The sequence below is a fragment of the Pseudoflavonifractor sp. An187 genome (genome assembly GCF_002160275.1).
In the GTDB taxonomy this organism is placed as follows: Bacteria; Bacillota; Clostridia; order Oscillospirales; family Oscillospiraceae; genus Enterenecus; species Enterenecus faecium.
In genome coordinates this window covers 48,211-69,652 of the sequence record NZ_NFKG01000012.1, presented here as the reverse complement: position 1 = coordinate 69,652, position 21,442 = coordinate 48,211, and the positions used below count along the sequence as shown (strand labels likewise).

At 60.0% G+C, this 21,442-nt stretch carries 22 protein-coding genes and 1 pseudogene; 14 read left to right on the top strand and 9 right to left on the bottom strand.

Annotated features, from left to right (window positions below; genetic code table 11):
* Positions 1 to 240: 240 nt before the first annotated feature.
* Together B5F22_RS07070 and B5F22_RS07065 are read right to left on the bottom strand one after the other, a co-directional pair.
* Entirely contained in the window at positions 241 to 558 is a 318-nt protein-coding gene (locus B5F22_RS07070) for a sporulation initiation factor Spo0A C-terminal domain-containing protein (protein WP_087234252.1), read from the bottom strand.
* A gap of 69 nt (positions 559 to 627) precedes the next feature.
* Positions 628 to 1,716: a PTS sugar transporter subunit IIC gene (locus B5F22_RS07065; protein ID WP_087392033.1), complete on the bottom strand. Its 1,089-nt coding sequence runs from the start codon at positions 1,714 to 1,716 to the stop codon at positions 628 to 630.
* Between the two features lie 184 nt (positions 1,717 to 1,900).
* Here B5F22_RS07065 and B5F22_RS07060 point away from each other — a divergent pair, with 184 nt between their 5' ends.
* The 14 genes from B5F22_RS07060 (at position 1,901) to B5F22_RS06995 (ending at position 15,875) form a co-directional block, all read left to right on the top strand.
* Positions 1,901 to 3,034, top strand: coding sequence for a DUF4317 domain-containing protein (locus B5F22_RS07060; RefSeq protein ID WP_087234248.1), 1,134 nt, complete (start codon positions 1,901 to 1,903; stop codon positions 3,032 to 3,034).
* An 875-nt stretch (positions 3,035 to 3,909) separates the two neighbouring features.
* Positions 3,910 to 4,140, top strand: coding sequence for an acyl carrier protein (gene acpP, locus B5F22_RS07055; protein ID WP_087234246.1), 231 nt, complete (start codon positions 3,910 to 3,912; stop codon positions 4,138 to 4,140).
* A 61-nt stretch (positions 4,141 to 4,201) separates the two neighbouring features.
* Positions 4,202 to 4,633: an acetyl-CoA carboxylase biotin carboxyl carrier protein gene (gene accB, locus B5F22_RS07050; RefSeq protein WP_087392032.1), complete on the top strand. Its 432-nt coding sequence runs from the start codon at positions 4,202 to 4,204 to the stop codon at positions 4,631 to 4,633.
* 5 nt (positions 4,634 to 4,638) lie between these two features.
* Complete coding sequence (accC, locus tag B5F22_RS07045; protein ID WP_087234242.1) at positions 4,639 to 6,024, top strand: acetyl-CoA carboxylase biotin carboxylase subunit; 1,386 nt, start codon at positions 4,639 to 4,641, stop codon at positions 6,022 to 6,024.
* Positions 6,021 to 6,890, top strand: a complete 870-nt coding sequence (gene accD / locus B5F22_RS07040) for an acetyl-CoA carboxylase, carboxyltransferase subunit beta (RefSeq protein ID WP_087392031.1) — start codon at positions 6,021 to 6,023, stop codon at positions 6,888 to 6,890. Before accC ends, accD begins: the two co-directional genes overlap by 4 nt.
* Positions 6,883 to 7,701 (top strand): acetyl-CoA carboxylase carboxyltransferase subunit alpha, encoded by an 819-nt coding sequence (locus tag B5F22_RS07035; protein WP_087392030.1) that lies wholly within the window; start codon positions 6,883 to 6,885, stop codon positions 7,699 to 7,701. Before accD ends, B5F22_RS07035 begins: the two co-directional genes overlap by 8 nt.
* A complete protein-coding gene (locus B5F22_RS07030) occupies positions 7,698 to 8,654 on the top strand; it encodes a beta-ketoacyl-ACP synthase III (protein WP_087392027.1) in 957 nt (318 codons plus the stop codon). Before B5F22_RS07035 ends, B5F22_RS07030 begins: the two co-directional genes overlap by 4 nt.
* A gap of 20 nt (positions 8,655 to 8,674) precedes the next feature.
* Positions 8,675 to 9,601, top strand: a complete 927-nt coding sequence (locus B5F22_RS07025) for a nitronate monooxygenase (protein WP_087392025.1) — start codon at positions 8,675 to 8,677, stop codon at positions 9,599 to 9,601.
* The gene (fabD, locus tag B5F22_RS07020; RefSeq protein WP_087392023.1) at positions 9,598 to 10,521 is read left to right on the top strand and encodes an ACP S-malonyltransferase; all 924 of its coding nucleotides are present in this window, start codon (positions 9,598 to 9,600) and stop codon (positions 10,519 to 10,521) included. The genes B5F22_RS07025 and fabD overlap by 4 nt, the downstream gene beginning before the upstream one ends.
* Positions 10,522 to 10,532: 11 nt before the next feature.
* Positions 10,533 to 11,276: a 3-oxoacyl-[acyl-carrier-protein] reductase gene (fabG, locus tag B5F22_RS07015; protein WP_087392020.1), complete on the top strand. Its 744-nt coding sequence runs from the start codon at positions 10,533 to 10,535 to the stop codon at positions 11,274 to 11,276.
* An 18-nt stretch (positions 11,277 to 11,294) separates the two neighbouring features.
* On the top strand, positions 11,295 to 12,539 hold the full coding sequence (gene fabF / locus B5F22_RS07010) for a beta-ketoacyl-ACP synthase II (protein ID WP_087392018.1): 1,245 nt from the start codon (positions 11,295 to 11,297) through the stop codon (positions 12,537 to 12,539).
* 5 nt (positions 12,540 to 12,544) lie between these two features.
* Complete coding sequence (gene fabZ, locus B5F22_RS07005) at positions 12,545 to 12,973, top strand: 3-hydroxyacyl-ACP dehydratase FabZ (protein ID WP_087392016.1); 429 nt, start codon at positions 12,545 to 12,547, stop codon at positions 12,971 to 12,973.
* Between the two features lie 67 nt (positions 12,974 to 13,040).
* Positions 13,041 to 13,493, top strand: coding sequence for a MarR family transcriptional regulator (locus B5F22_RS07000; RefSeq protein WP_087234225.1), 453 nt, complete (start codon positions 13,041 to 13,043; stop codon positions 13,491 to 13,493).
* Between the two features lie 393 nt (positions 13,494 to 13,886).
* Positions 13,887 to 15,875, top strand: coding sequence for a family 20 glycosylhydrolase (locus B5F22_RS06995; RefSeq protein ID WP_158096642.1), 1,989 nt, complete (start codon positions 13,887 to 13,889; stop codon positions 15,873 to 15,875).
* Between the two features lie 83 nt (positions 15,876 to 15,958).
* Here B5F22_RS06995 and B5F22_RS06990 read toward each other — a convergent pair whose 3' ends face one another.
* From B5F22_RS06990 to B5F22_RS06960, 7 genes and pseudogenes are all read right to left on the bottom strand, one after another.
* Positions 15,959 to 16,744, bottom strand: a complete 786-nt coding sequence (locus B5F22_RS06990; protein WP_087392013.1) for an inositol monophosphatase family protein — start codon at positions 16,742 to 16,744, stop codon at positions 15,959 to 15,961.
* Positions 16,745 to 16,854: 110 nt separating this feature from the next.
* Positions 16,855 to 17,121 (bottom strand): annotated as a pseudogene (locus tag B5F22_RS12470) (helix-turn-helix transcriptional regulator); the annotation flags it as partial.
* Between the two features lie 49 nt (positions 17,122 to 17,170).
* Positions 17,171 to 18,793, bottom strand: coding sequence for a recombinase family protein (locus tag B5F22_RS06980; RefSeq protein ID WP_087308103.1), 1,623 nt, complete (start codon positions 18,791 to 18,793; stop codon positions 17,171 to 17,173).
* Between the two features lie 100 nt (positions 18,794 to 18,893).
* Entirely contained in the window at positions 18,894 to 19,088 is a 195-nt protein-coding gene (locus B5F22_RS06975; protein ID WP_087392011.1) for a hypothetical protein, read from the bottom strand.
* A gap of 72 nt (positions 19,089 to 19,160) precedes the next feature.
* Positions 19,161 to 20,105 carry a MobV family relaxase gene (gene mobV / locus B5F22_RS06970; protein WP_087308759.1) on the bottom strand — a complete coding sequence of 315 codons (945 nt, stop codon included), beginning with the start codon at positions 20,103 to 20,105 and terminating at the stop codon, positions 19,161 to 19,163.
* Between the two features lie 184 nt (positions 20,106 to 20,289).
* Complete coding sequence (locus B5F22_RS06965) at positions 20,290 to 20,685, bottom strand: replication initiator protein A (RefSeq protein WP_087308758.1); 396 nt, start codon at positions 20,683 to 20,685, stop codon at positions 20,290 to 20,292.
* Positions 20,686 to 20,796: 111 nt separating this feature from the next.
* Complete coding sequence (locus B5F22_RS06960) at positions 20,797 to 21,210, bottom strand: cysteine-rich VLP domain-containing protein (RefSeq protein WP_058722955.1); 414 nt, start codon at positions 21,208 to 21,210, stop codon at positions 20,797 to 20,799.
* Positions 21,211 to 21,442 lie beyond the last annotated feature (232 nt).

The window sequence follows — 21,442 nt, the reverse complement described above, 5'->3', positions numbered from 1 at the left end:
CCGTGGGGGTGGGCGTAGGGGTAGGGGTGGGAGTGCCAAGGGTACAGCCGGGCAGCGCCACCAGAAGAGCGGCGGAGAGAGCCGCTGCACAGAGCTTGTATTTGTCCATGTTCACACCTCGTTGTTTTCAGATTTACGGGGTATTGTATCAGACTTGGGGTGGAAAAGTCAACACAACCGGGTCGAAAGGGGGTACAAAAAGGGTGCACCTCCCAAACATCGGGGAGGCGCACCCTGGGGTCATTCTGCCAGTTGCTTCACCAGTCCGTGGAGAAATTCCGTCACTGTGGGCCGGGCCTTGCCTCCGCACATCTGGGAGACCTGGGCCTGGCACCGGGTACAGCACAGGGAGATGGCGGTGCGCATGGCGCTGTCCACCGCTCCGGGGTTCATGCCGAAGAACCGGGCCACCTCGGGGTAGAGCCGCTTGGTGGCCATGTCCAGGTAGGTGTCGTCGGCCTGAATGAGATGCACGCTGTACACCAGACAGTGGTACCCCTGATAGTTTCCCATCAGGCCTAGGGAGCGCAGCTTATTCTCAACAGTCGGATCTACCATGGTCTCTCGCTTCTTTCTCTCTGTGAAAATCTTAACATATGTTTATGTTACAGGGAGAAGAGGAGAATGTCAAGAGAGGGTGAGGTCTCCCTCCCGAATCCAGCCAATCCGGCGCAGCAGCAGGCCGAAGGCCCAGGTGAGCACGGCGGGGAGGATGAAGCAGATGAGGGCCATGGCCACCCAGTCCATGGCGGTGATGGCGGCTTTGACCCCGTTGGCCACATCGTTGACCCATCCGGCGTATACCCCAATAGGGCCCACCATGCCGCAGGTGCCCATGCCCGAGGCCACGCCGCCGGCGGGGTCATTCATCTGGAATTGGAACACGCAGGTGGCCAGAGGTCCCGTGATGGCGGAGGTGAAAATGGCGGGCAGCCAGATGCGGGGGTTGCGGACGATGTTGCCCATTTGCAGCATGGAGGTGCCCAGGCCCTGGCTGATGAGGCCGCCCCACCGGTTTTCCCGGAAGGAGAGGAAGGCAAAGCCCACCATGTTGGCGCAGCAGCCCGCCACAGCCGCACCGCCCGCCAGTCCGGTCAGGCCAATGGCGGCGCAGATGGCTGCCGAGGAGATGGGGAGGGTGAGGGCCACGCCGATGACCACAGACACCAGAATGCCCATCCAGAAGGGCTGGAGCACGGTGGCCCACTCCACGAAGTCACCCACAGAGGAGGCGGCGGTGCCGATGGCGGGGGCCCACCAGGCGGACAGGCCCACACCCACCAGAATGGTCACCAGGGGGGTGACCAGAATGTCAATTTTGGTCTCTTTGCTCACCAGCTTGCCCAGCTCGGCGGCGATGATGGCGATGAACAGCACCGCCAGGGGACCGCCAGCTCCCGACCCGCCGTCCAGGGTGGTAGAGCCCAGGGCGTTGGCGGCGTAGCCCACGGTGACCAGGGAGAAGAGCACCAGGGGAGGGGCTTTCAGGGCGTAGCCGATGGCCACGGCCATGGCTGCCCCGCTCATGGCGGAGGCGTAGCCCCCCACCGTCACCAGCACCTCCAGCCCCAGCTGTTTGCCTAAGGTATTTAAGATGGTACCGATGAGCAGGGAGCAGAACAGGCCTTGGGCCATGGCCCCCAGGGCGTCAATGCCGTACCGCTTGCCCGAGATGACAACGTCCTTTCGGGCCAGAAACTCCTTGAATTTGGACATGGGATTTCCTCCTTCTTTCTATCCATACAGGTGTCATGACACCAGTGGGTTTTATTATACGAGATTTTTTTCCCTTGTCAATGTGCATGTTTCACAACTCTCCTTGCCAGGGGCGGCGGAAGCGTGCTATACTGATATTCCCCCGCTGTGGGGGTTGATACCGAGTTATAAGGAGTATTCCACCATGAATGAGAAGGAAATCGGCGAAATTCGCCGCCGCTTTAAAGATGACCGCAATGCCATCGGCTCCATCCGGGGCTGTTATGTCAATGAACTCAAACACATTGTCTCCCAGTTCAACCAGCCCCTGTCCATGCTCAGCGAGGACGAGCGGGACATGTTTTTGGGGGTGCTGCGCAAGACCTTGTCGGGCAAGCTGGGGAAGAACCTGCTGCCCATGGAGTTTGAGACCCAGCAGGTGGCCTATGGGGAGGAGCACAAGCTGCTGATGACGGTGCGGGACTCCGCCTTGAAGGATGACGCCGCTGTGGAGGAGCTGTTCCGCCGCATTGTGGAGACGGTGGAGCTGGAGGGCAGCTATCTCATTCTGCTCATTCAGGACAGCTACGACGTGCCCTACCGGGGCAAGGACGGTAGCCGCCAGGACGACGGGGGCAACGAGGTGTACCGCTATATTATGTGCTCCATCTGTCCCGTGAAGGAGACCAAGCCTGCCTTGAGCTACTACATGCGGGAGAATGAGTTCCACAACCGCCAGATGAACCACCTGGTGAGCCCCCCCGCTCTGGGCTTTTTGTTCCCCGCCTTTGACGAGCGCAGCACCAACCTGTATGGGGCGCTCTTTTACACCAAGGACACCAAGGCCAGCCAGGAGGCCATGTGGAGCGAGCTGTTCCGCTGCCAGCCTCCCATGCCTGCCCAGGCCCAGAAGGAGACCTTCCAGACCATTTTCAGCGAGGCCCTGGAGGGTCAGGGCAGCTACGAGGTGGTGGAAGGGGTGCACCAACAGCTGCGAGAGATGATGGAGGTCCATAAGGAGAGCCACGAGCCGGAGCCTCTGACCCTGAACCACGGGGAGATGGCGGGTGTGCTGCGCTCCTGCGGGGTGCCCGCCCACTGCGCCGAGGAGTTCGGGCGCAAGTTCCAGGAGGCCTTTGGGGAGGAAACGGCCATCAACCCCGCCAACGTCATTCAGCCCAAGCAGGTGGAGGTGGCCGCCGCCGATGTGACGGTGCGTCTGCCCGCCGAGCAGAGCGACCTGGTGTCCACCCGGGTCATTGACGGGGTGAAGTACATTTTGATCCGTGCCCAGGACGGGGTGCAGGTCAACGGGGTAGACATTGCCATTGAGGAATAAGAGAAGGAGGAAGCCGTGTGCTTCCTCCTTTTTCTTAGAAAGAAGAATTTGCTTCTCCAATTTCTCTGGAGAATGTCCCCAACGTGGGGACGCTCCGCTGGGCCCGATTTCTCAGCGATGAGAAATCGGGGAAAGAATCGCCAAAGGCGGGGCCTTTCCCCGCCTTGTGGAATCCACCCCGCGGTACTGGGAGTCCCTGCGTCCTCCTTATTTCGGCCCTTAGCCTGGTGGGGTCACATAGATGACTTGTCGTTCTATGGTTTGTATTTACTCCTCTGTTCGTGTGTCCTTCTACTGCCAGGGCCTTACCTTGGAATGCAACTGTTCCCAGTTGCCGGAGGCCTGGCTCCCGGCGGCGGAAACGCCGCACACCGGGGTGAGGCCCTGGAAACAGAGGTACAGTCTCACAGAGAAGGAAATGCGTTCGATAGACTTGCCAGGCCATCTATGTGACCCCACCGGGGCCAGGGCCGACCATAGGATTGACGCAGGTCCAGCCTCGTACCCCAGGGGGGGTACTTAGGGGGGAACGCCCTAAGCGGGTTTTGGTTCCTTTTGACCGAGCAAAAGGAACCCCCAGCGGGAAGCGTCCCCGCCTGGCTGGCAAGCCTGTGCCAAGGAGAAAAAGAAGGGCAATCTTCCGCGAAAGGGAGAGGGGGCGGGGAAGTTTGCAACCAGCAACTTCCCCACCTGGGAATTTTTGTTGTGCACCTCCACTATGATAAAACGTCGAACTTTATGGAACCTGCATGAATCTGTAAAACTTAAAATCACCCCTTGACTTTGAGGGCGATGGTGCTACAATGTACTTAAATTATTTTACTTAAATAATTTTAACTAAATTCAAAAAACACAAATTTAAAGGAGCTGTCAATATGGATTTCGAGCAGATTCGCGACATCATTGTGGAGACTCTCAACTGTGACGCCGACAAGGTGACCATGGACGCCCGTCTGGCTGAGGACCTGGACGCCGATTCCCTGGCTGCTGTGGAGCTGTCCATGGCTCTGGAGGAGGCCTTCGGTGTGACCATCGAGGACGAGGCTCTGCCCCAGATGAAGACCGTGGGCGACCTGGTGAACTATCTGGAGAGCCACCAGGGCTAATCGAAAGAGGAAAAGCAATGGCACCGGGGACCCCGGTGCCTTTTTTCCAAAAGGAGGAGCTATGACCAATCAAGAAATTTACGAGCTGATGGCTCGTTTTGACCAGAGTGGGCTGACCACTCTCAAGGTGACCCGCAAGGACTTTTCCCTGGAGCTGGGCAAGAACGTGGCGGTGGCCGCCGCCCCGATGGCTTCTGTGGTGGGTGTTTCCACCATTCCCACACCTGAGGCTATGGCAGACCTTGTGGAAGAGGGCACCTTTGTCACCGCCCCCCTGGTGGGCACCTTCTATGCCGCCTCCGCCCCCGGGGAAGAGCCCTACGTCAAGCCGGGGCAGAAGGTGCAAAAGGGCGACGTGCTGTGCCTGGTGGAGGCCATGAAGACCATGAATGAGATCAAGGCCCCCTGTGACTGCGTGGTGGAGGAGGTACTGGCCCAGGATGGCGACCTGGTGTCCTATGGCCAGAACCTGATTCGCTACCGGGAAGGGTGAGCGGCATGTTTCGACGCATTCTCATTGCCAACCGGGGCGAGATCGCCGTGCGCATCTTCCGGGCCTGCCGGGAGATGAACATCCAGCCCGTGGTGGTGTACTCCCAGGGGGACGCCGACGCCCTCCACGTGCAGCTGGCGGAGGAGGCCTACTGCATCGGCCCCGCCCGCTCGGCCGACAGTTACTTAAATATGAACGCCATTCTCACCGTGGCCAAGCAGACCGGCTGTGACGCTCTCCACCCCGGGTATGGCTTTTTGTCGGAGAACGCCGACTTTGCCGACGCCTGTGCTCAGGCGGGCATCACCTTCATCGGCCCCTCCGGGGACGTCATCCGCAACATGGGCAACAAGGCCGCCGCCCGTAAGCTGATGCAGCAGGCCGGGGTGCCTGTGGTGCCCGGCTCTGACGGAGCGGTGGACACCCCCGAGCAGGCCAAGGCCCTGGCCGACGCCATGGGCTATCCCGTGCTCATCAAGGCCGCCGCCGGCGGCGGCGGACGGGGCATGCGCCGGGTCTACGAGCCCGACCAGCTCATCCCCCTGTTCCAGGAGGCACGCAGCGAGTCCATTGCCTGCTTTGGCAGCGATGAGATGTACCTGGAAAAGCTCATCGTCAACCCCCGCCACATCGAGTTCCAGATCATGGCCGATGGGCAGGGCAACGTCATCCAGCTGGGGGAGCGGGACTGCTCCATCCAGCGGCGCAACCAGAAGATGTTGGAGGAATCCCCCTCCAAGGCCCTCACCCCCGAGCTGCGGGAGAAGATGGGGGCGGCGGCGGTGGCGGCGGCCAAGGCGGCCGGATACGTCAATGCCGGTACGGTAGAATTTGTCCTCTCTCCGGAAGGAGAGTTTTACTTCATAGAGATGAACACCCGTATCCAGGTGGAGCACCCGGTCACCGAGATGGTCACCGGGCTGGACCTGGTACGGGAGCAGATTCGGGTGGCCTCCGGGCTGCCCCTGTCGGTGACCCAGGATCAGGTGCAGCTCCATGGCCACGCCATTGAGTGCCGCATCAACGCCGAGGACCCCACCCACGACTTCCGGCCCACCCCCGGCCACGTGGACTTTCTCCACATGCCCGGCGGCTGCGGGGTGCGGGTGGACAGCGGCCTGTACGGCGGCTACGACCTGCCCCCCTACTACGACTCCATGATGGCCAAGATCATCGTCCACGCCCCCACCCGGCTGGACGCCATCCGGCGCATGCGCCGGGCCCTGGAGGAGCTGGTCATTGAGGGCACCACCAACAACATTGATCTGCTCCACCAGATCTTGTATCACCCCGACTTTGTCCGGGGCAGCTATCACACCGGGTTCATGGATGCCAATCTGGACACCCTGCTGGCCTGGAGCAATCCTGCTGAGGAGGAGAAGAAGGCATGAGTTCTGTGTTTCAACGGCGCAGACAGAAGCTGCTGGCCCTGAAGGCCATGCACAGCGTGTCCGCCTCGGTACACCCCCACAGCAGTGAGGTGTGCACCAGCTGCGGCGGCGAGGTGCCCCACCGGGACCTGGTGGCGGCGGGGTACGTGTGCCCCCTGTGCGGCTACCACCACCCCATTGGCGCCTACTACCGCCTGAGCCAGATTTTGGACCGGGGCAGCTTCCGGGAGCTGGACGAGGAGCTGGCCTCCGCCGACCCTCTGGACTTCCCTGGCTATCGCCAGAAGCTGACTAAGGCCCAGGCCAAGACGGGCATGAACGAGGGCGTGGTCACCGCTCTGGGCCGCATTGGCGGCACAAAAGTGGCGGTGGGCGTGCTGGACAGCCGCTTCTTTATGGGCAGCATGAGCGCCGCCCTGGGTGAAAAGGTCACCCGGCTGGTGGAGCAGGCCGCCAAGTCCCGGCTGCCCCTCATTCTCTTCGCTGCCAGCGGCGGAGCCCGAATGCAGGAGGGCATTTTGTCCCTGATGCAGATGGCCAAGACCTCGGCGGCCCTGGAGCGGTTCTCCCGCCGGGGGGGCCTGTACATCTCGGTGCTCACCCACCCCACCACCGGCGGCGTCACCGCCTCCTTTGCCAGCCTGGGCGACATCATGCTGGCCGAGCCGGGGGCTCTCATCGGCTTTGCCGGGCCCCGGGTCATTGAGCAGACCATCGGCCAGGAGCTGCCCGAGGGCTTCCAGAGCGCAGAATATTTGTTGGAGCACGGCTTTTTGGACGCTGTGGTCCCCCGCAGTCAGATGCGGGAGACCCTCATCCGGCTGCTGAAGCTCCATGGAAAGGCAGGTGCAAACCGGGATGGCTGAGTATACTGCTGCTGAGCGCGTGGCGCTGGCCCGCAACACCGCCCGTCCCGGGGTGGTGGACTATGTCCAGGGCCTGTTTACCGACTTTTTTGAGCAGAAAGGGGACCGCCTGTGCGGGGAGGACCCCAGTATTTTCGGCGGCATCGGCCTGTTTCACGGCCGTCCCGTCACCGTCATCGGCCACCGCAAGGGCAAGGACCTGGCCGAGCGCATGGCCTGCCGCTTCGGCATGCCCAACCCCGAGGGATACCGCAAGGCCGGACGGCTCATGGACCAGGCGGAGAAGTTTGGCCGCCCGGTGATCACCTTCATCGACACCCCCGGCGCCTACCCCGGCCTGGAGGCGGAGGCCAGAGGCCAGGGCGAGGCCATCGCCCGGATGCTGGCCAAGATGTCCGCCCTCACCGTGCCCACCATTGCCATTGTCACCGGAGAGGGTGGCAGCGGCGGCGCCCTGGCCCTGGGTGTGGGCAACCGGGTGCTGATGCTGGAAAACGCCGTGTATTCCGTCCTCTCTCCTGAGGGCTTTGCGGCCATCTTGTGGAAGGACGCCTCGAGGAGCGATGAGGCCTGCGAGGTGATGAAGCTCACCGCCGCCGACCTGCTGGAACTGGGGGTCATCGACCGAGTGATTCCCGAGCCCGCCGGCGGGGCCCACACCGATGTGGCCGCTATGGTACGCACCCTGGACCGGGTGCTCCAGGAGGAACTGGCGGGCCTGAGCCGCATGAGCGGCCACGCCCTGTTCACCGGTCGATATGAAAAATTTAGAGCCATGGGCGCAAAGGCCCTGAGAAAGGAGCGCACATGAGTGGAATCAAATTGCTGGCCACGGGCAGTGCCCTGCCCCAGCATGTCATAACCAACCAGGATTTTGAGAAAATCGTGGACACCAGCGACGAGTGGATTCGGACCCGCACCGGCATCGGTGCCCGCCACCACTGTTCCGGAGAGGAGTGCCACACCAGCCTGTGTCTGGACGCCGCCCGCAAGGCCCTGGAGCTGGGGGGCATTGACCCCCAGCAGATCGGGGTGTGCCTGGTGGCCACCCTCACCCAGGATCACCTGACCCCCGCCACCGCCTGCGTGCTGCAAAAGGAGCTGGGGTTCCAGGAGGACACCATCTGCTTTGACTTGAATGCCGCCTGTTCCGGCTTTGTCTACGCCCTGCACACGGCCGAGTGCCTGCTGGCTGCCGCAAAGCGCAAGTACGCCCTGGTGCTGGGGGCTGAGGTGCTCAGCCGGGTCATGGACCTGACGGACCGCAGCACCTGCGTGCTCTTCGGAGACGGCGCTGGCGCTGCCCTGGTTCAGTGGCGGGAGGACTACCCCTCCATCCACGCCGTGCTGGGCTGTCGGGGCAACGACCGGGTGCTCACCATCCCCGGGGTCAACAAGGGTGAGCCCTCTGTGATTCACATGGAGGGACAGGATGTGTTCCGCTTCGCCGTGGAGGCTCTGCCCCGGTGCGCCCGGGAAGTGGCGGAGAAGGCGGGCATCACCCTGGACCAGGTGGACCGCTTTGTGCTCCACCAGGCCAACCAGAGAATCATCAATTTTGCCGTGAAGAAGCTGGGGGTAGACCCGGCCAAGTGCACCGGCAACATCGAACATACCGCCAACACCTCGGCGGCCAGCGTGCCCATTTTGCTGGACGAGCTGGTGCAAAACGGAGACGTGAAGCCCGGAGATAAGGTCCTGTGCGTGGGCTTTGGCGGCGGACTGACCTGGGCGGGCGCTCTGCTGGAAGTGGCCCAGGGCTGAGAATGGAGGATTGAACAGATATGAAGTTAAATGAACTGCTGGGAATTGAGTTTCCTTTGATTCAGGGCGGCATGGCCAACATCGCCACCGGCGCCTTCGCCGCCGCTGTGTCCAACGCCGGCGCTCTGGGTCTGGTGGGCTCCGGCGGCTGGGACGCTGAGACCCTGCGCAAGGAAATTCGCATCGCCAAGGAGCACACCGACAAGCCCTTCGGCGTCAACCTCATGCTCATGAACCCCCACATTGACGACCTGGCCAAGGTCGTGGTGGAGGAGGGGGTGGCCGTGGTCACCACCGGTGCCGGCAACCCCGGCAAGTACGTCCCCGCCTGGAAAGAGGCTGGCATCCGGGTTTTCCCCGTGGTGGCGGCTCCCATCCTGGCCAAGCGCCTGGAGCGGCTGGGTGTGGACGGCTTCATCGCCGAGGGCACCGAGAGCGGCGGACATGTGGGTGAGATGACCACCATGGCCCTGGTGCCCCAGGTGGTGGACACCGTGTCCGTCCCCGTTATCGCCGCCGGCGGCATCGCCGACGGCCGTCAGCTGGCCGCTGCCTTTGCCCTGGGCGCCTGCGGCGCTCAGATCGGCACCTGCCTGCTGGCCAGCGAGGAGTGCCCCATCCACGAAAACTACAAGAAGGCGGTCATCAAGGCCAGCGCCACCGACACCATCGTCACCGGCCGCACCACTGGCGCTCCCGTGCGGGTGCTGAAGAACAAGATGGCCCGGGAGTATGTGCGCATGGAGAAGGACCACCTGCCCCTGGAGGAGCTGGAGAAGCTGACTCTGGGCTCTCTGCGCCGGGCGGTGTTTGACGGCGACGTGGACACCGGCAGCTTCATGGCCGGTCAGGTGGCCGGTATGGTCCATGAGGTGCGCCCCCTGCGCCAGATCTTCGAGGATCTGATGGCAGGCTATGACAAGACCGTAAAGGAGATGCAGGGATGAGCATTGCGTTTTTGTATGCCGGACAGGGCAGCCAGCACCCGGGTATGGGTGCCGACCTGTACGAGACCTACCCCCAGTTCCGGGCCGTGCTGGACGGGGCAGACCTGGACTTTGACGTCAAAGAGGTTAGCTTCCAGGACAGCCAGGGGGTTTTGAATGAGACCCGGTACACCCAGCCCTGCATGGTGGCCTTCGCCGTGGGCGTCACCCAGATTCTCAACCATGAGGGCATCCGCCCCGACTACGTGGCGGGCCTGAGCCTGGGCGAGTACTCCGCCCTCCAGGCCGCCGGGGTGTTTACCCCTCAGCAGGCCATCTCTCTGGTGGCCTTCCGGGGCAAGGTGATGGCCGAGGCCGCCAAGGACGTGCCCTGCGGCATGACCGCCGTGCTGGGCCTGGACCGGGCCAAGCTGGAGCAGGCCTGTGAGCAGGCTTCCTCCCTGGGCGTGGTGGCCATTGCCAACTACAACTGCCCCGGTCAGCTGGTCATCGGCGGCCACCAGGCTGCTGTGGACGAGGCCGCCCGCCTGGCCAAGGAGATGGGTGCCCGCCGCTGCATGCCCCTGAAGGTCAGCGGACCCTTCCACACCCCCCTGTTGAAGCCTGCCGGGGACGCCCTGGCCGAGAAGTTCAAGGGGGAGACCTTTGGCGAGATGCAGGTGCCCGTACTCTTCAACTGTCTGGGCCGTGAGATGGGCCCCGACGACACCATTCCCGCCCTGTTGGAGCGCCAGGTGCAGTCCTCCGTGTACATGGAGGACACCATTCGTCGTCTGGCTGAGTTGGGTGTGGATACCATCGTAGAAATCGGACCGGGGAAGGTGCTCAGCGGCTTTGTGCGCAAGACCACCCCCGAGATCAAGACTTATGCCGTGGAGACCGTGGCCGACGTTCAGGCCCTGGTCCAGGCACTGAAATGAGGGATTCGACCATGTCATTGAAGGGAAAAGTGGCCATCGTCACCGGCGGCAGCCGGGGCATTGGCCGAGCCATCTGCCTGGAACTGGCCGCCCAGGGGGCCAATGTGGTGTTCTCCTACGCCGGCAACGACGCCGCTGCTCAGGAGACCCTGGCCGCCCTCACCGAGCTGGGTGTGGAGGCACGCAGCTTCAAGGGTGACGTCACCGACGCCGAGGCCGTGAAGAACCTGGTGGACACCGCCGTCAAAGAGCTGGGCGGGGTGCACATCCTGGTCAACAACGCCGGAATCACCCGGGACGGCCTGGCCATGACCATGAAGGAAGAGGACTTTGACGCCGTGGTGAGCACCAACCTGAAAGGCACCTTTTTGTGCATGAAGGCGGTGACCCGGCCCATGATGAAGGCCAAGTATGGCCGCATCGTCAACCTCAGCTCCGTGGTGGCCCTGCGGGGCAACCCCGGCCAGGTCAACTACTGCGCCAGCAAGGCTGGCGTCATCGGTATGACCAAGTCCCTGGCCAAGGAGCTGGCCGGACGGGGCATCACCGTCAACGCTGTGGCCCCCGGCTATATCGCCACCGATATGACCGCCGCCCTGCCCGAACAGGCCCGGGAGGCCATGCTCACCACCATCCCCGCCCGCCGGGCAGGCACCCCCGAAGATGTGGCCAAGGCCGTGGCCTTCCTGGCCAGCGACGGGGCCGGATACATCACCGGCCAGGTGCTCAGCGTGGACGGCGGCATGGGCATGTGACCAGACAAGGAGGAAATTATGGGAAACAAACGCAGAGTTGTCATCACTGGCATGGGCACTGTCAACCCCCTGGGCCACAACGTGGCGGACTCCTGGCAGGCAGTGCAGGAGGGCGTGTGCGGCATCGACACCATTACCCTCTATGACCCCACCGACCGCAAGGTGAAGCTGGCCGCCGAGGTGAAGAACTGGGACCCCACCACCGTGCTGGATAAGCGGGAGGTCAAGCACATGGCCCGCTATGCCCAATTTGCCATGGTGGCCGCCCGGGAGGCTTTTGCCGACAGCGGCCTGGAGAAGGAGAAGCTGGACCTGACCCAGTGCGGCGTCATCGTCTCCAGCGGCGTGGGCGGAATCGGCACCACCGAGGCCGAGCAGACCCGCGGCCTGGAAAAGGGCTTCGACCGGGTCAACCCCTACTACATCCCCGAGGCCATTGCCAACATGGGCGCCGGTCTCATTGCCATCGACCTGGGCTTTAAGGGCATGTGCACCTGCCCCGTCACCGCCTGTGCCGGCGGCTCCAACGCCGTGGGCGATGCCTTCCGCCACATCCGGGACGGCTACGCCACCGTGATGGTGTGCGGCGGTGCCGAGGCCGCCGTGACCCCTCTGTCCATCGGCGGCTTTACCACCATGCGGGCTCTCCACACCGGAGAGGACAAGAACGCCGCCTCCGTGCCCTTTGATGCCCGCCGCAGCGGCTTTGTCATGGGCGAGGGCGCTGGTATCCTGGTGCTGGAGGAGCTGGAGCACGCTCTGGCCCGTGGCGCCAAGATCTACGCCGAGATGGTGGGCTACGGCGTCACCTGTGACGCCTACCACATGACCGCACCCGCCCCCAACGGCGAGGGCGGCGCCCGTGCCATGGCCCAGGCCCTGGCCGACGGAGACATGAAGCCCGAGGACGTGGACTACATCAACGCCCACGGCACCTCCACCCCCCTCAACGACTCCGGCGAGACCGCCGCCATCAAGACCGTGTTCGGCGACCACGCCTACAAGCTGGCCGTGAGCTCCACCAAGTCCATGACCGGCCATATGCTGGGCGCTGCCGGCGGCGTGGAGGCCATCTTCACCGCTCTGGCTGTGAAGGAGGACTACATCCCCGCCACCATCAACTACCAAGAGCCCGACCCCGCCTGTGACCTGGACATCGTGCCCAACCAGGGCCGCCACGCTACCGTGCGCTGCGCTCTGTCCAACTCCCTGGGCTTCGGCGGCCACAACGCCTGCGTGCTCATGAAGAAGTGGGAGGGCTAAAGGCTATGCAGTACAATTCCAATGAGATCGCCCAGATCATGCCTCACCGCTACCCCTTCGCCCTGGTGGACAAGATTGTGGACGGAGAAGAGGGCAAGTGGGCCAAGGGAATCAAGTGCGTCACCGTCAATGAGCCCTTCTTCCAGGGCCACTTCCCCCAGTACCACGTGATGCCCGGTGTGCTCATTCTGGAGGCCCTGGCCCAGGTGGCTGGCATCACCGTGCTGTCCATGGAGGAGAATCGGGGCAAGCTGGGCTTCTTCGGCGGCATCAAGAACGCCCGCTTCCGCCGCCAGGTGGTGCCCGGCGACGTGCTGGGGCTGGAGTGCACCATCATCAAACAGAAAGGCCCCGTGGCCGTGGCGGAAGCCAAGGCTGTGGTGGACGGCCAGGTGGCCGTCACCGCCGAGCTCACCCTGGCGCTGGGTAAGTAAATTACCGGGCTTTTGTGTGAAATCTGGAACTATGTACCATAAAACAGACGGACACGGAGGCAACGGAATGTTGGAGGAGCGATTCGGAGCGGTGTATACCAAGTTTAAGCTCCATTTTTACCAGGAGATTTTCGCCCATTTTCAGAATCGGGAGGCCAGCCTGACCACGGTGGAGACCTTCGCCATGGAGACCATCCAGGCCCTGGGCACCCCCACCGTCAACGAGTTTGCCACCTTTATGCGCATCTCACCCCCCAATGCGGCCTATAAGATCAACAGTCTGGTGCGCAAGGGGTACCTGACCCGTGTGCAGTCGGAGCAGGATAAGCGGGAATATCACCTGCAAGTGACCCAGAAATACCGGGATTACTGCAATGTCAGCACCGACTACATTCGAAAGGTCATGGAGCGCATCAAAGAGCGCTTTAGCCCCGAGGAGTGCGACAAGCTGGAGGAGATGCTGGCCATCGTCAGCCAGGAGCTGATGCCGGAGGTCAACCTCCCCGGCGAGACGGGCTGAGCCCCTCACTGACAAGCAAATACTGGGAAAAAGACCCGCCGATGGCGGGTCTTTTTTTGCCCTTTTTTCCGGGACAGAGGACAAAACCCAATAAAAGCTGACATTTTGTGGGGAAATGTTGACAACCTGGTGATGTCGTGGTAAACTATACCAGAATTACCATGGAGATTTATGCGTTTCCACTAGTTTCATATGGGGGAAGGCAGCTGCAACTTCCAGGTAAGGCAGGTGAAGGATGGAGAATGGAAGGGGGAGCGCGGACCGGCGTTCCCGATGATGTGCACGGCTTTGCCCCAGGCCACAGAGCAGCCATAGAGCGACGGCTCGGGCTGTGATGATTGATAAAACGTGCGTAGGTAAAGGAAGTTTATGTACCACAAGGAGGTAAGAGTAGTGAAACTATTCAAACGGGCTATGCCCATCCTGCTGTCTGCTGCAATGGCTGCCAGCATGCTGCTCCCCGCCGCTGCCGCCAATCAGGGCAGTGGGGAGACCACCACAACTGCCACTGAGGGCTCTTACGACAAGTCCATCGTCATGGTGGACGCTGGCCGTAAGTATTTCTCCGTGGACAGCCTGAAGTCCATCATCGACAGCGCTTCTTCCGCTGGCATGCACTATGTGATGCTGGGTCTGGGCAACGACGGTATGCGTTTCCTGCTGGACGACATGTCCCTGACTGTGGGTGACACCACCTACACCAGCGAAGAGGTGTCCACCGCCATCCACGCTGGCAACGAGGCTTACAGCGACTTTGAGGTGGACGAGCTCACCGAGGACGACATGGACGCCATCATGTCCCATGCCGATTCCAAGGGCGTGGAGATCATCCCCCTGATCAACACCCCCGGCCACATGGACGCCATCCTGGACACCGCTGAGGCCCTCACCGGCGTGGACTGCGCCTATGGCACCTCTCAGCGCACCATTGACATCACCAACGAGACCGCCACCAGCTTCACCAAGGCGTTCCTCCAGAAGTACATCACCTACTTCGCCAGCAAGGGCTGCACCCTCTTCAACATGGGTGTGGACGAGTACGCCAACGATGCCGGCGGCATGGGCTTCCCCAAGCTGGTGGCCAATGGCCAGTACGACGACTTTATCAAGTACGTCAATGAGGTGTCCGCCATGGTCAAGGACGCCGGCATGACTCCCATGGCCTTCAACGACGGCATCTACTACGATAACACCACCGATCAGGGCACCTTCGACCAGGACATCATCATCTGCTATTGGTCCTCCGGTTGGTGGGGCTATGACGTGGCCAAGCCCGCCTTCCTGGCTGAGCAGGGCCACCAGCTGGTGAACACCCACGGCGACTGGTATTGGATCGTGGGCGGCAACAAGTGCACCGCCGAGAAGGCCAGCCAGTTCAACATCAACAACTTCATGGGCGGCACCATCGAGGACCCCGTGGGCGCCATGTTCTGCATCTGGAGCGACGTGCCCCAGGCTCAGACCGATGCCAGCGTGGCAGAAGAAGTGGCCGACGTCATCGCCGCCTTCGGTTCCACTCTGCCCGAGACGGCCGAGCGCAATGTACACCCCATCATTGCCGGCAGCAAGGTCCTGCTGCAGAAGACCTATGACTACGCTCTGACCCTGTCCACCGAGGGCGTCACTGACACCGCCAAGGCCGCCTTTGAGACCGCTCTGGCCAACGCCAAGATCGTGCTGGACAAGGAGAACGCCACTCAGGACGAGATCGACGCCGCTTGGGACGCCCTGCTGGAGGGCATCTGGGGCCTGGGCCTCACCCAGGGTGACAAGACCATGCTGGAGCAGCTGATTGCCAAGGCTGAGAGCATGATCCCCGACCAGGACAAGTACGTCCAGGACAACTGGCAGACCCTGGTGGACGCTCTGGCTGCTGCCAAGGAAGTGGACGCTGACGGCGACGCCATGGACGAGGACATCCAGCCCGTGGCAGATGCCCTGTTCAACGCCATCCTGGCCCAGCGCTTCAAGGCTGACAAGTCCATCCTGGAAGACCTGATTGCTCAGGCTGCGAACATGGATACCACCGGGGCCAGCGAGGCCGCCGTGGCCACCTTCCGCACCGCTCTGGCCAACGCTCAGGCTGTCATGGCCAACGAGTCCCTCTCTGAGGACGACCAGGCCACTGTGGACGCCGCTGTGGCTGCTTTGAGCGACGCCATGAACGGCCTCACCGCCGGTGGCGCTCCTGAGACCACCGACAAGCCCGAGGCTACCGATAAGCCTCAGACCACTGACAAGCCTCAGACCACCGAGAAGCCCGAGAACAACGTGCCCCAGACTGGCGACTCCGCCCAGGTGATGGTGTACGTGGTGGCTCTGGCTGCCGCCGTGTGCCTGCTGTCCGGCGCCACTGTCGTGGCCCGCAAGAACCGCGGCTAATCTCCCGGTTTCAGAAAAAAGTACGGTCAGCGTCAGCTGACCGTACTTTTTATGCCTTTGATAGAAATGAATGACGGGTGTCCTCAGAACTCTAGCGAGACTGCCTCAGCGATGCGGGCACCGATGGGACCGTTGTGGGCGAACATGTCGCTGGGCTGGGTGGGGATGAGGGGGTTGCCCTGGTAGTCCCGTACCTGACCTCCGGCCTCCTCCACCAGCAGGATTCCGGCGGCGAAGTCCCAGGGCTTCAGGCCCCGTTCCAGATAGGCGTCCATACGGCCACAGGCCACGTAGGCCAGATCCAGGGAGGCGGTGCCCATGCGGCGGATGTCAGCGCCCACCTCGAACAGGCGGCGGAACAGGGCGAAGTTTGTCTCAGCCAGCTGCTTTTGGTAGGGGCTGGTGCCGATGGCAATGAGGCTGTCCGCCAGCTCCTGCTGGTCGCTGACGTGGATGGGCTCGCCGTTGCGGAAGGCGCCCTGTCCCCGGACGGCGTGGAACATCTCTCCGTTGAAGGGGTTGTATACGATGCCCAGCATGACCTGGCCACCTTCCACCAGGGCCAGAGAGATGGCGCTCATCCCCAGGTCGTGGATGAGGTTGCACGTGCCGTCCACCGGGTCCAGTACCCACATGGGAGCGTTGGGGTCCAGATGGGCGTTGGACTGCTCCTCGCTCATGAACTGGATGTGGGGCCAGCGCTTGGGCAATTCTTCCCCGAAAAAGCCTTGGACGGCCATGTCCACCTGGGTGACGTAGTCCGCCCGGCCCTTCTTGCGGATGTGGGTAGAGCCCTCCCGGTCGTAGAGCAGCTTGCCCGCCTGGCGGACCAGCTCCATGAGGGCTTGGATATCAATGTCTGTGTGCATGGGAATGTCTCCTCTCGCAGTGGGGTGATTCTGTGAGGACAGTATAACCCCGGAGGAGGGAGGATGTAAAGGGGCGGGAGGGAGATGAAGAGAAAAGGATATCGCCAAGGTCATCCGTTCCACCCATACCGCAGCACGTAATAGATCACATAGAACCAGTTCAGAAGCCCGTGGAAGATGGCCCACCCGATGGAGTGCCAGTTCACATAGGAGATCACCATGGCCAGAGCGGCGCCAAAGGACAGCCCCTTGGTGGCGTTTTGCACGGTGGTATTCTTGACGATGGTGGTGGTCTGCTTGGCTCCGTAGATCAGCTCTTCGATGGTGACGTCCAAAATCTCAGCAATTTTGTGGAGGGTCTCAATGTCCGGCTGGGTTTTGCCCGTTTCCCTTAGTTAAAGATATTGTTGGGTATCTCAAGATGTGTCATTCGATTTTGCCGATAAAGCGGTAGAAGATTTCCACTTCCTGTTCCCGGCTTCCGTCCTCACTTTTGACCGCTTCATGGACAAGGATTTTTTCAATCAGCGTATTCAGAAGTTCAGCCGTCAATTCTGTGGGATTGACATACTGTTTCATCAGACCTATCCACTTTTCAGCGTCAACCGCTGTCTGGGCGGCGACCTCCATCGCTTCGTGAAGCCGTTCAATTTTTGCGTCCAATTCTCGCTGTTCGCCCTGATACTTTTCGGACAGCATATTGAAATTGTATTCTGTAATGCGTCCGGCAGACCAGTCCTCATACATTTTTGCAAACAGGGTGTCTACTTCTGCTTTGCGCTTTTCCGCCTTTTTCAGTTCGGCTGTCTGCCGCTTCCTTGCAGTATTGCGTTCCTTGTCGCTGGCGTTAAGTAGCCGTTTCAGAAGTTTGTCCCCATCCTGCTGTGCCAGCACAGACCAGTATTGCAGACGGGAAAGGACATAGGCGTAAAGCACATCATAGCGGATATAGTGCATGGAACACTGGTGCAATCCTTGCCCGTACTTGCTACAATGGTAGTGGGCATAGGGATTTTTGTTCTGGCTGTTCACACCATAGGCCAGCGACCAGCCGCAGTCCGCACATTTTACCAGCCCGGAAAATATCTGTGTTGTGCCGTTCTTCTGCCGTCTGCGCCTGTTGCAAATCTGCTCCTGTACTTGACGGAACACATCTTCGGAAATAATCGCTTCGTGGGTGTTCTCCACACGATACCATTCCTCTTTTGGCTTGCGTACTTTCTTCTTGTTTTTGAATGAAATGTTGGTCTGCTTATTGTGGACGCTGTGTCCGATATAGGTTTCCTCTTTCAGAATACTTTTCACCTGCGCTATCGTCCACGCATAGGCTTTTTCCTCCGGCGCTCCGGCATAGATATTTGCGAAAGTGCCGTATCTCTGGAAATTCAGCCAGCCGGGAGTAGGCACTTTTTCTTCGACCAAAATCCGTGTAATGCTGGCGGCTCCCCGGCCATGAACGGCAAGGTCAAAAATCTTTTCGATAATCCACCTTGTTTCCGGGTCAATCAGAAGATGGCCTTTCTTATCCGGGTCTTTGACATAGCCCAGCGGGGCATAGGCTCCATAGTGTGCGCCATTTGCAAACCGTGTCCGCATGGCCGCTTTTACCTTTTTGCTGGTCTGGCGGGCGTGCATTTCATTCAGAATGTTGAGGAATGGGGCAAGCTCATTCTCTCCGTTGATGGTGTCCACATTGTCATTGACAGCGATATAGCGGACTCCTTTGCTGGGAAAGTAGATTTCCGTGTATTGGCCGGTCAGAATGTAGTTTCTGCCTAAGCGGGATAAATCCTTCGTAACAACGCAGTTGATTTTCCCGTCCTCAATGTCATCAATCATTCTCTGAAAATCCGGCCTGTCAAAGTTCGTTCCAGACCATCCATCGTCGATATATTCATCTATGACATTCAGGCTATGCTCGGCGGCATATTGCCGGAGCATCATGCGTTGTGTCTGAATACTCCCGCTTTCTCCTTGCAGTTCATCGTCCCGGCTCAATCTCATATAAAGCGCCGTGTTGTAAATCGTAGTATTGTAAGGTTGTTTCACCGTTAAAAATCCTCCTTCTAAAGAAACAACCCACGCTTACAATACTTTTGCTCTATGGCAATTATATCATAAGCGTGGGCGTGTTATCAATGATGGGCTATCAGGTTGAAGCGGCTTTTTCTGCGGTATGCCGCACCACATCTACAATCAGATCACCGAGGGGCTTCCCGCCTGCGGCGAAGTGTTCGGAGATTTTTATACGGTTGTTCCCACATACAAAATACTGCGTGCCGTTCTCTGCTTGTATGACCTGCCCTGTCCGGGGTGTAAAAATATCGCTTTTGCTTTTTGCCATCCAGTGTCCTCCATATTCAGTTTTCAAGGTACAATGCCGCACAGAGGCGGCGAAAATTTCTGCTTATATCTATCACCTTTCCTTTACCGTGTGCCGCTGCTGACGTTTCAGTTCCGCCAGTATATCCGGCGGGATACGGTCAACCAGCCGCTGTAAATTGTCCAGTTCGCTTTTCAGCTTTGCCCGTTCCATCGTATCTTTCATCTTTCCTTTTTCGCTGGCCTTTGCCCTTGCTTCCAACTTCTCATTCTCCGCCAACAGGTCATTGATTGTGACCTTGTACTTTTTCAACTGCCCGGAGAAGTTCTCCATCTGCGGGAACCACTTTTTCAGCATGGAGAGGGCTTCCTCTTTTTTCTTTCCGGCGTTCAGCGGGTTAATGCCGTCAAGGGTGGCTTCAATGGCTCTGGCCTGTTTGGAGAGGGAAACCGCCTGTTTGAAAATCCGGGTGGGGATATGCTTCCGGCCTGTCTTGCTGGCACTCTCCCCACGCTCCAAGTCGGGATATTTCACCACCATATAGGCGTGAAAATCGTCCTGCCACTTCGTCAGGTTTGCCCGGTTGCCGATAATCTCCTTTGCACACAGGCGGTTGTCCTTTGTCAGCGGAACAAAGGTCAAATGCAGGTGGGGCGTTTTCTCGTCCATGTGTACCACCGCCGACACGATATTTTCCCGTCCTACCCGTCCAATGAGGAAGTCCGCCGCCCGCTGGAAGAACGCCTGTATCTCCTTTGGGGATTTCCCCTTGAAAAACTCCGGGCTGGCAGTTATCAGCGTATCGACAAACCGTGTGCTGTCTTTCCTCGTCCGGCATCCGGCCTGCTCGATACGGCTCTGAATGAAGTGGTAATAGCGTCCTTCCGGCTTGACGATATGGAAGTTGTATTTGCTCCGGCTTGTGTCAATGTCGGGATTGCTGGCATACTGTTCTTTCTGTCTTTCGTGATGGGCTTCCAGCGGCCTTGCCGGGTTGCCCTTGTGCTTCTCAAACCGTAAAATTGCGTGTTGTGCCATTCTGCTCCTTTCCCCATTCCTTTCCTATCCGGGGTTTTCCACAGGGAAAATCCCGCCGGAATTATCTCTGATACGATAGGAATGGAATGGATATAAATAAATCATTTTAATCTTTGTATTTCTATATACCGTCCGGTTTTCGTACTTCAGGGGGGGCGGTTTCCGTACTTCATGGGTACGGTTTTCAGCCCTCCGGCGTACCAGAACGGGATTTCTTGAAGTCGGTGTTTGGAACCGCTTCATAGGATTTTGGGAAAATGCGGTTGGGTTTTCCACAGCCCTGCTTCTGGATTTCCACCAGTCCGGCGTATTGCAGTTCCCGCAGGGTGTTCACCGCTTTCTGCCGCCCACAGTGGAGCAGGTCAACCACCTCGCAGATGGGGTAATACAGGAAAATCCGTCCGCAGTCATCCGCCCACCCATTCTTGCGGGATAACTCTGTCCGGCGCAGGATAAAGGCGTACAGAACCTTTGCCTCGCTGGACAGGGGCTTGAATGTGGGGGCTTCAAAGAGGAAATTCGGGAGCCGGGTGAAGCTGAACGCCTTTTCCGGCTGATGGATATAGATGGTATTTGTCATAGCGCATTTTGTGGACGGTTAGAAGCCCGTTTTCCGGGGCGGGCGATACTTTATACCACCTGCCCCGTTTTGGGGCTTGCGGAGCCTGATAAATCAAGGCTTTTTTCGCTCCTAACTGTCCACAGCAGACCTCCTTTTCCGTTCACTTTCTGTTTTCTGCCGCCTGTGAACTCTGGCGGCACAGCCGGGGCAGTATTTTGCCCGGTTAGATTTGGGGACGAACACGCCGCCGCAGACCGCACAGCGTTTCAAGTCCTTATCCCGGAAAATCTCCGCTTCCAACGTCCCGTCCAGCGGCAAGACCGCCCAGCGGAACCACTTACAGCAGACCGAGAAAGAAATCGTCTGCGGGCAGGTGCAGGTGTCCCCATCATCAAGGACAATGCAGTTGCCGTCCTCACAGCAACAACACTCCCGGCGTATCAGGCTGGCCGCCTGTTTTCTCTGCGCCGGTGTCATGCGGTAAAGGGAACCGTCCGGCCTGCGTTCCAGTGGCGGCAAGTCTTTATAGGGGTTATCTCTCATGCGTTCCCTCCATTTTGCTTTCCGTTGCCGTTCTCCCCGAAAAGGTTTCCTGCCCCATTCCTGCGGCGTGTTCCAGCGTTGGCACGCTCCCCGCAGCTTCGGGACATTTTGTCTCGAAGTCCGGTTCCTTGCGGTGCTTCCCCAGCCGGGGTATTCCTTTTCGGACGGTCATTCTGTTTTCAAGGTGCTGTCCATCGATGAACTACCCTAAGTCTACACGAAAAAAATGCAA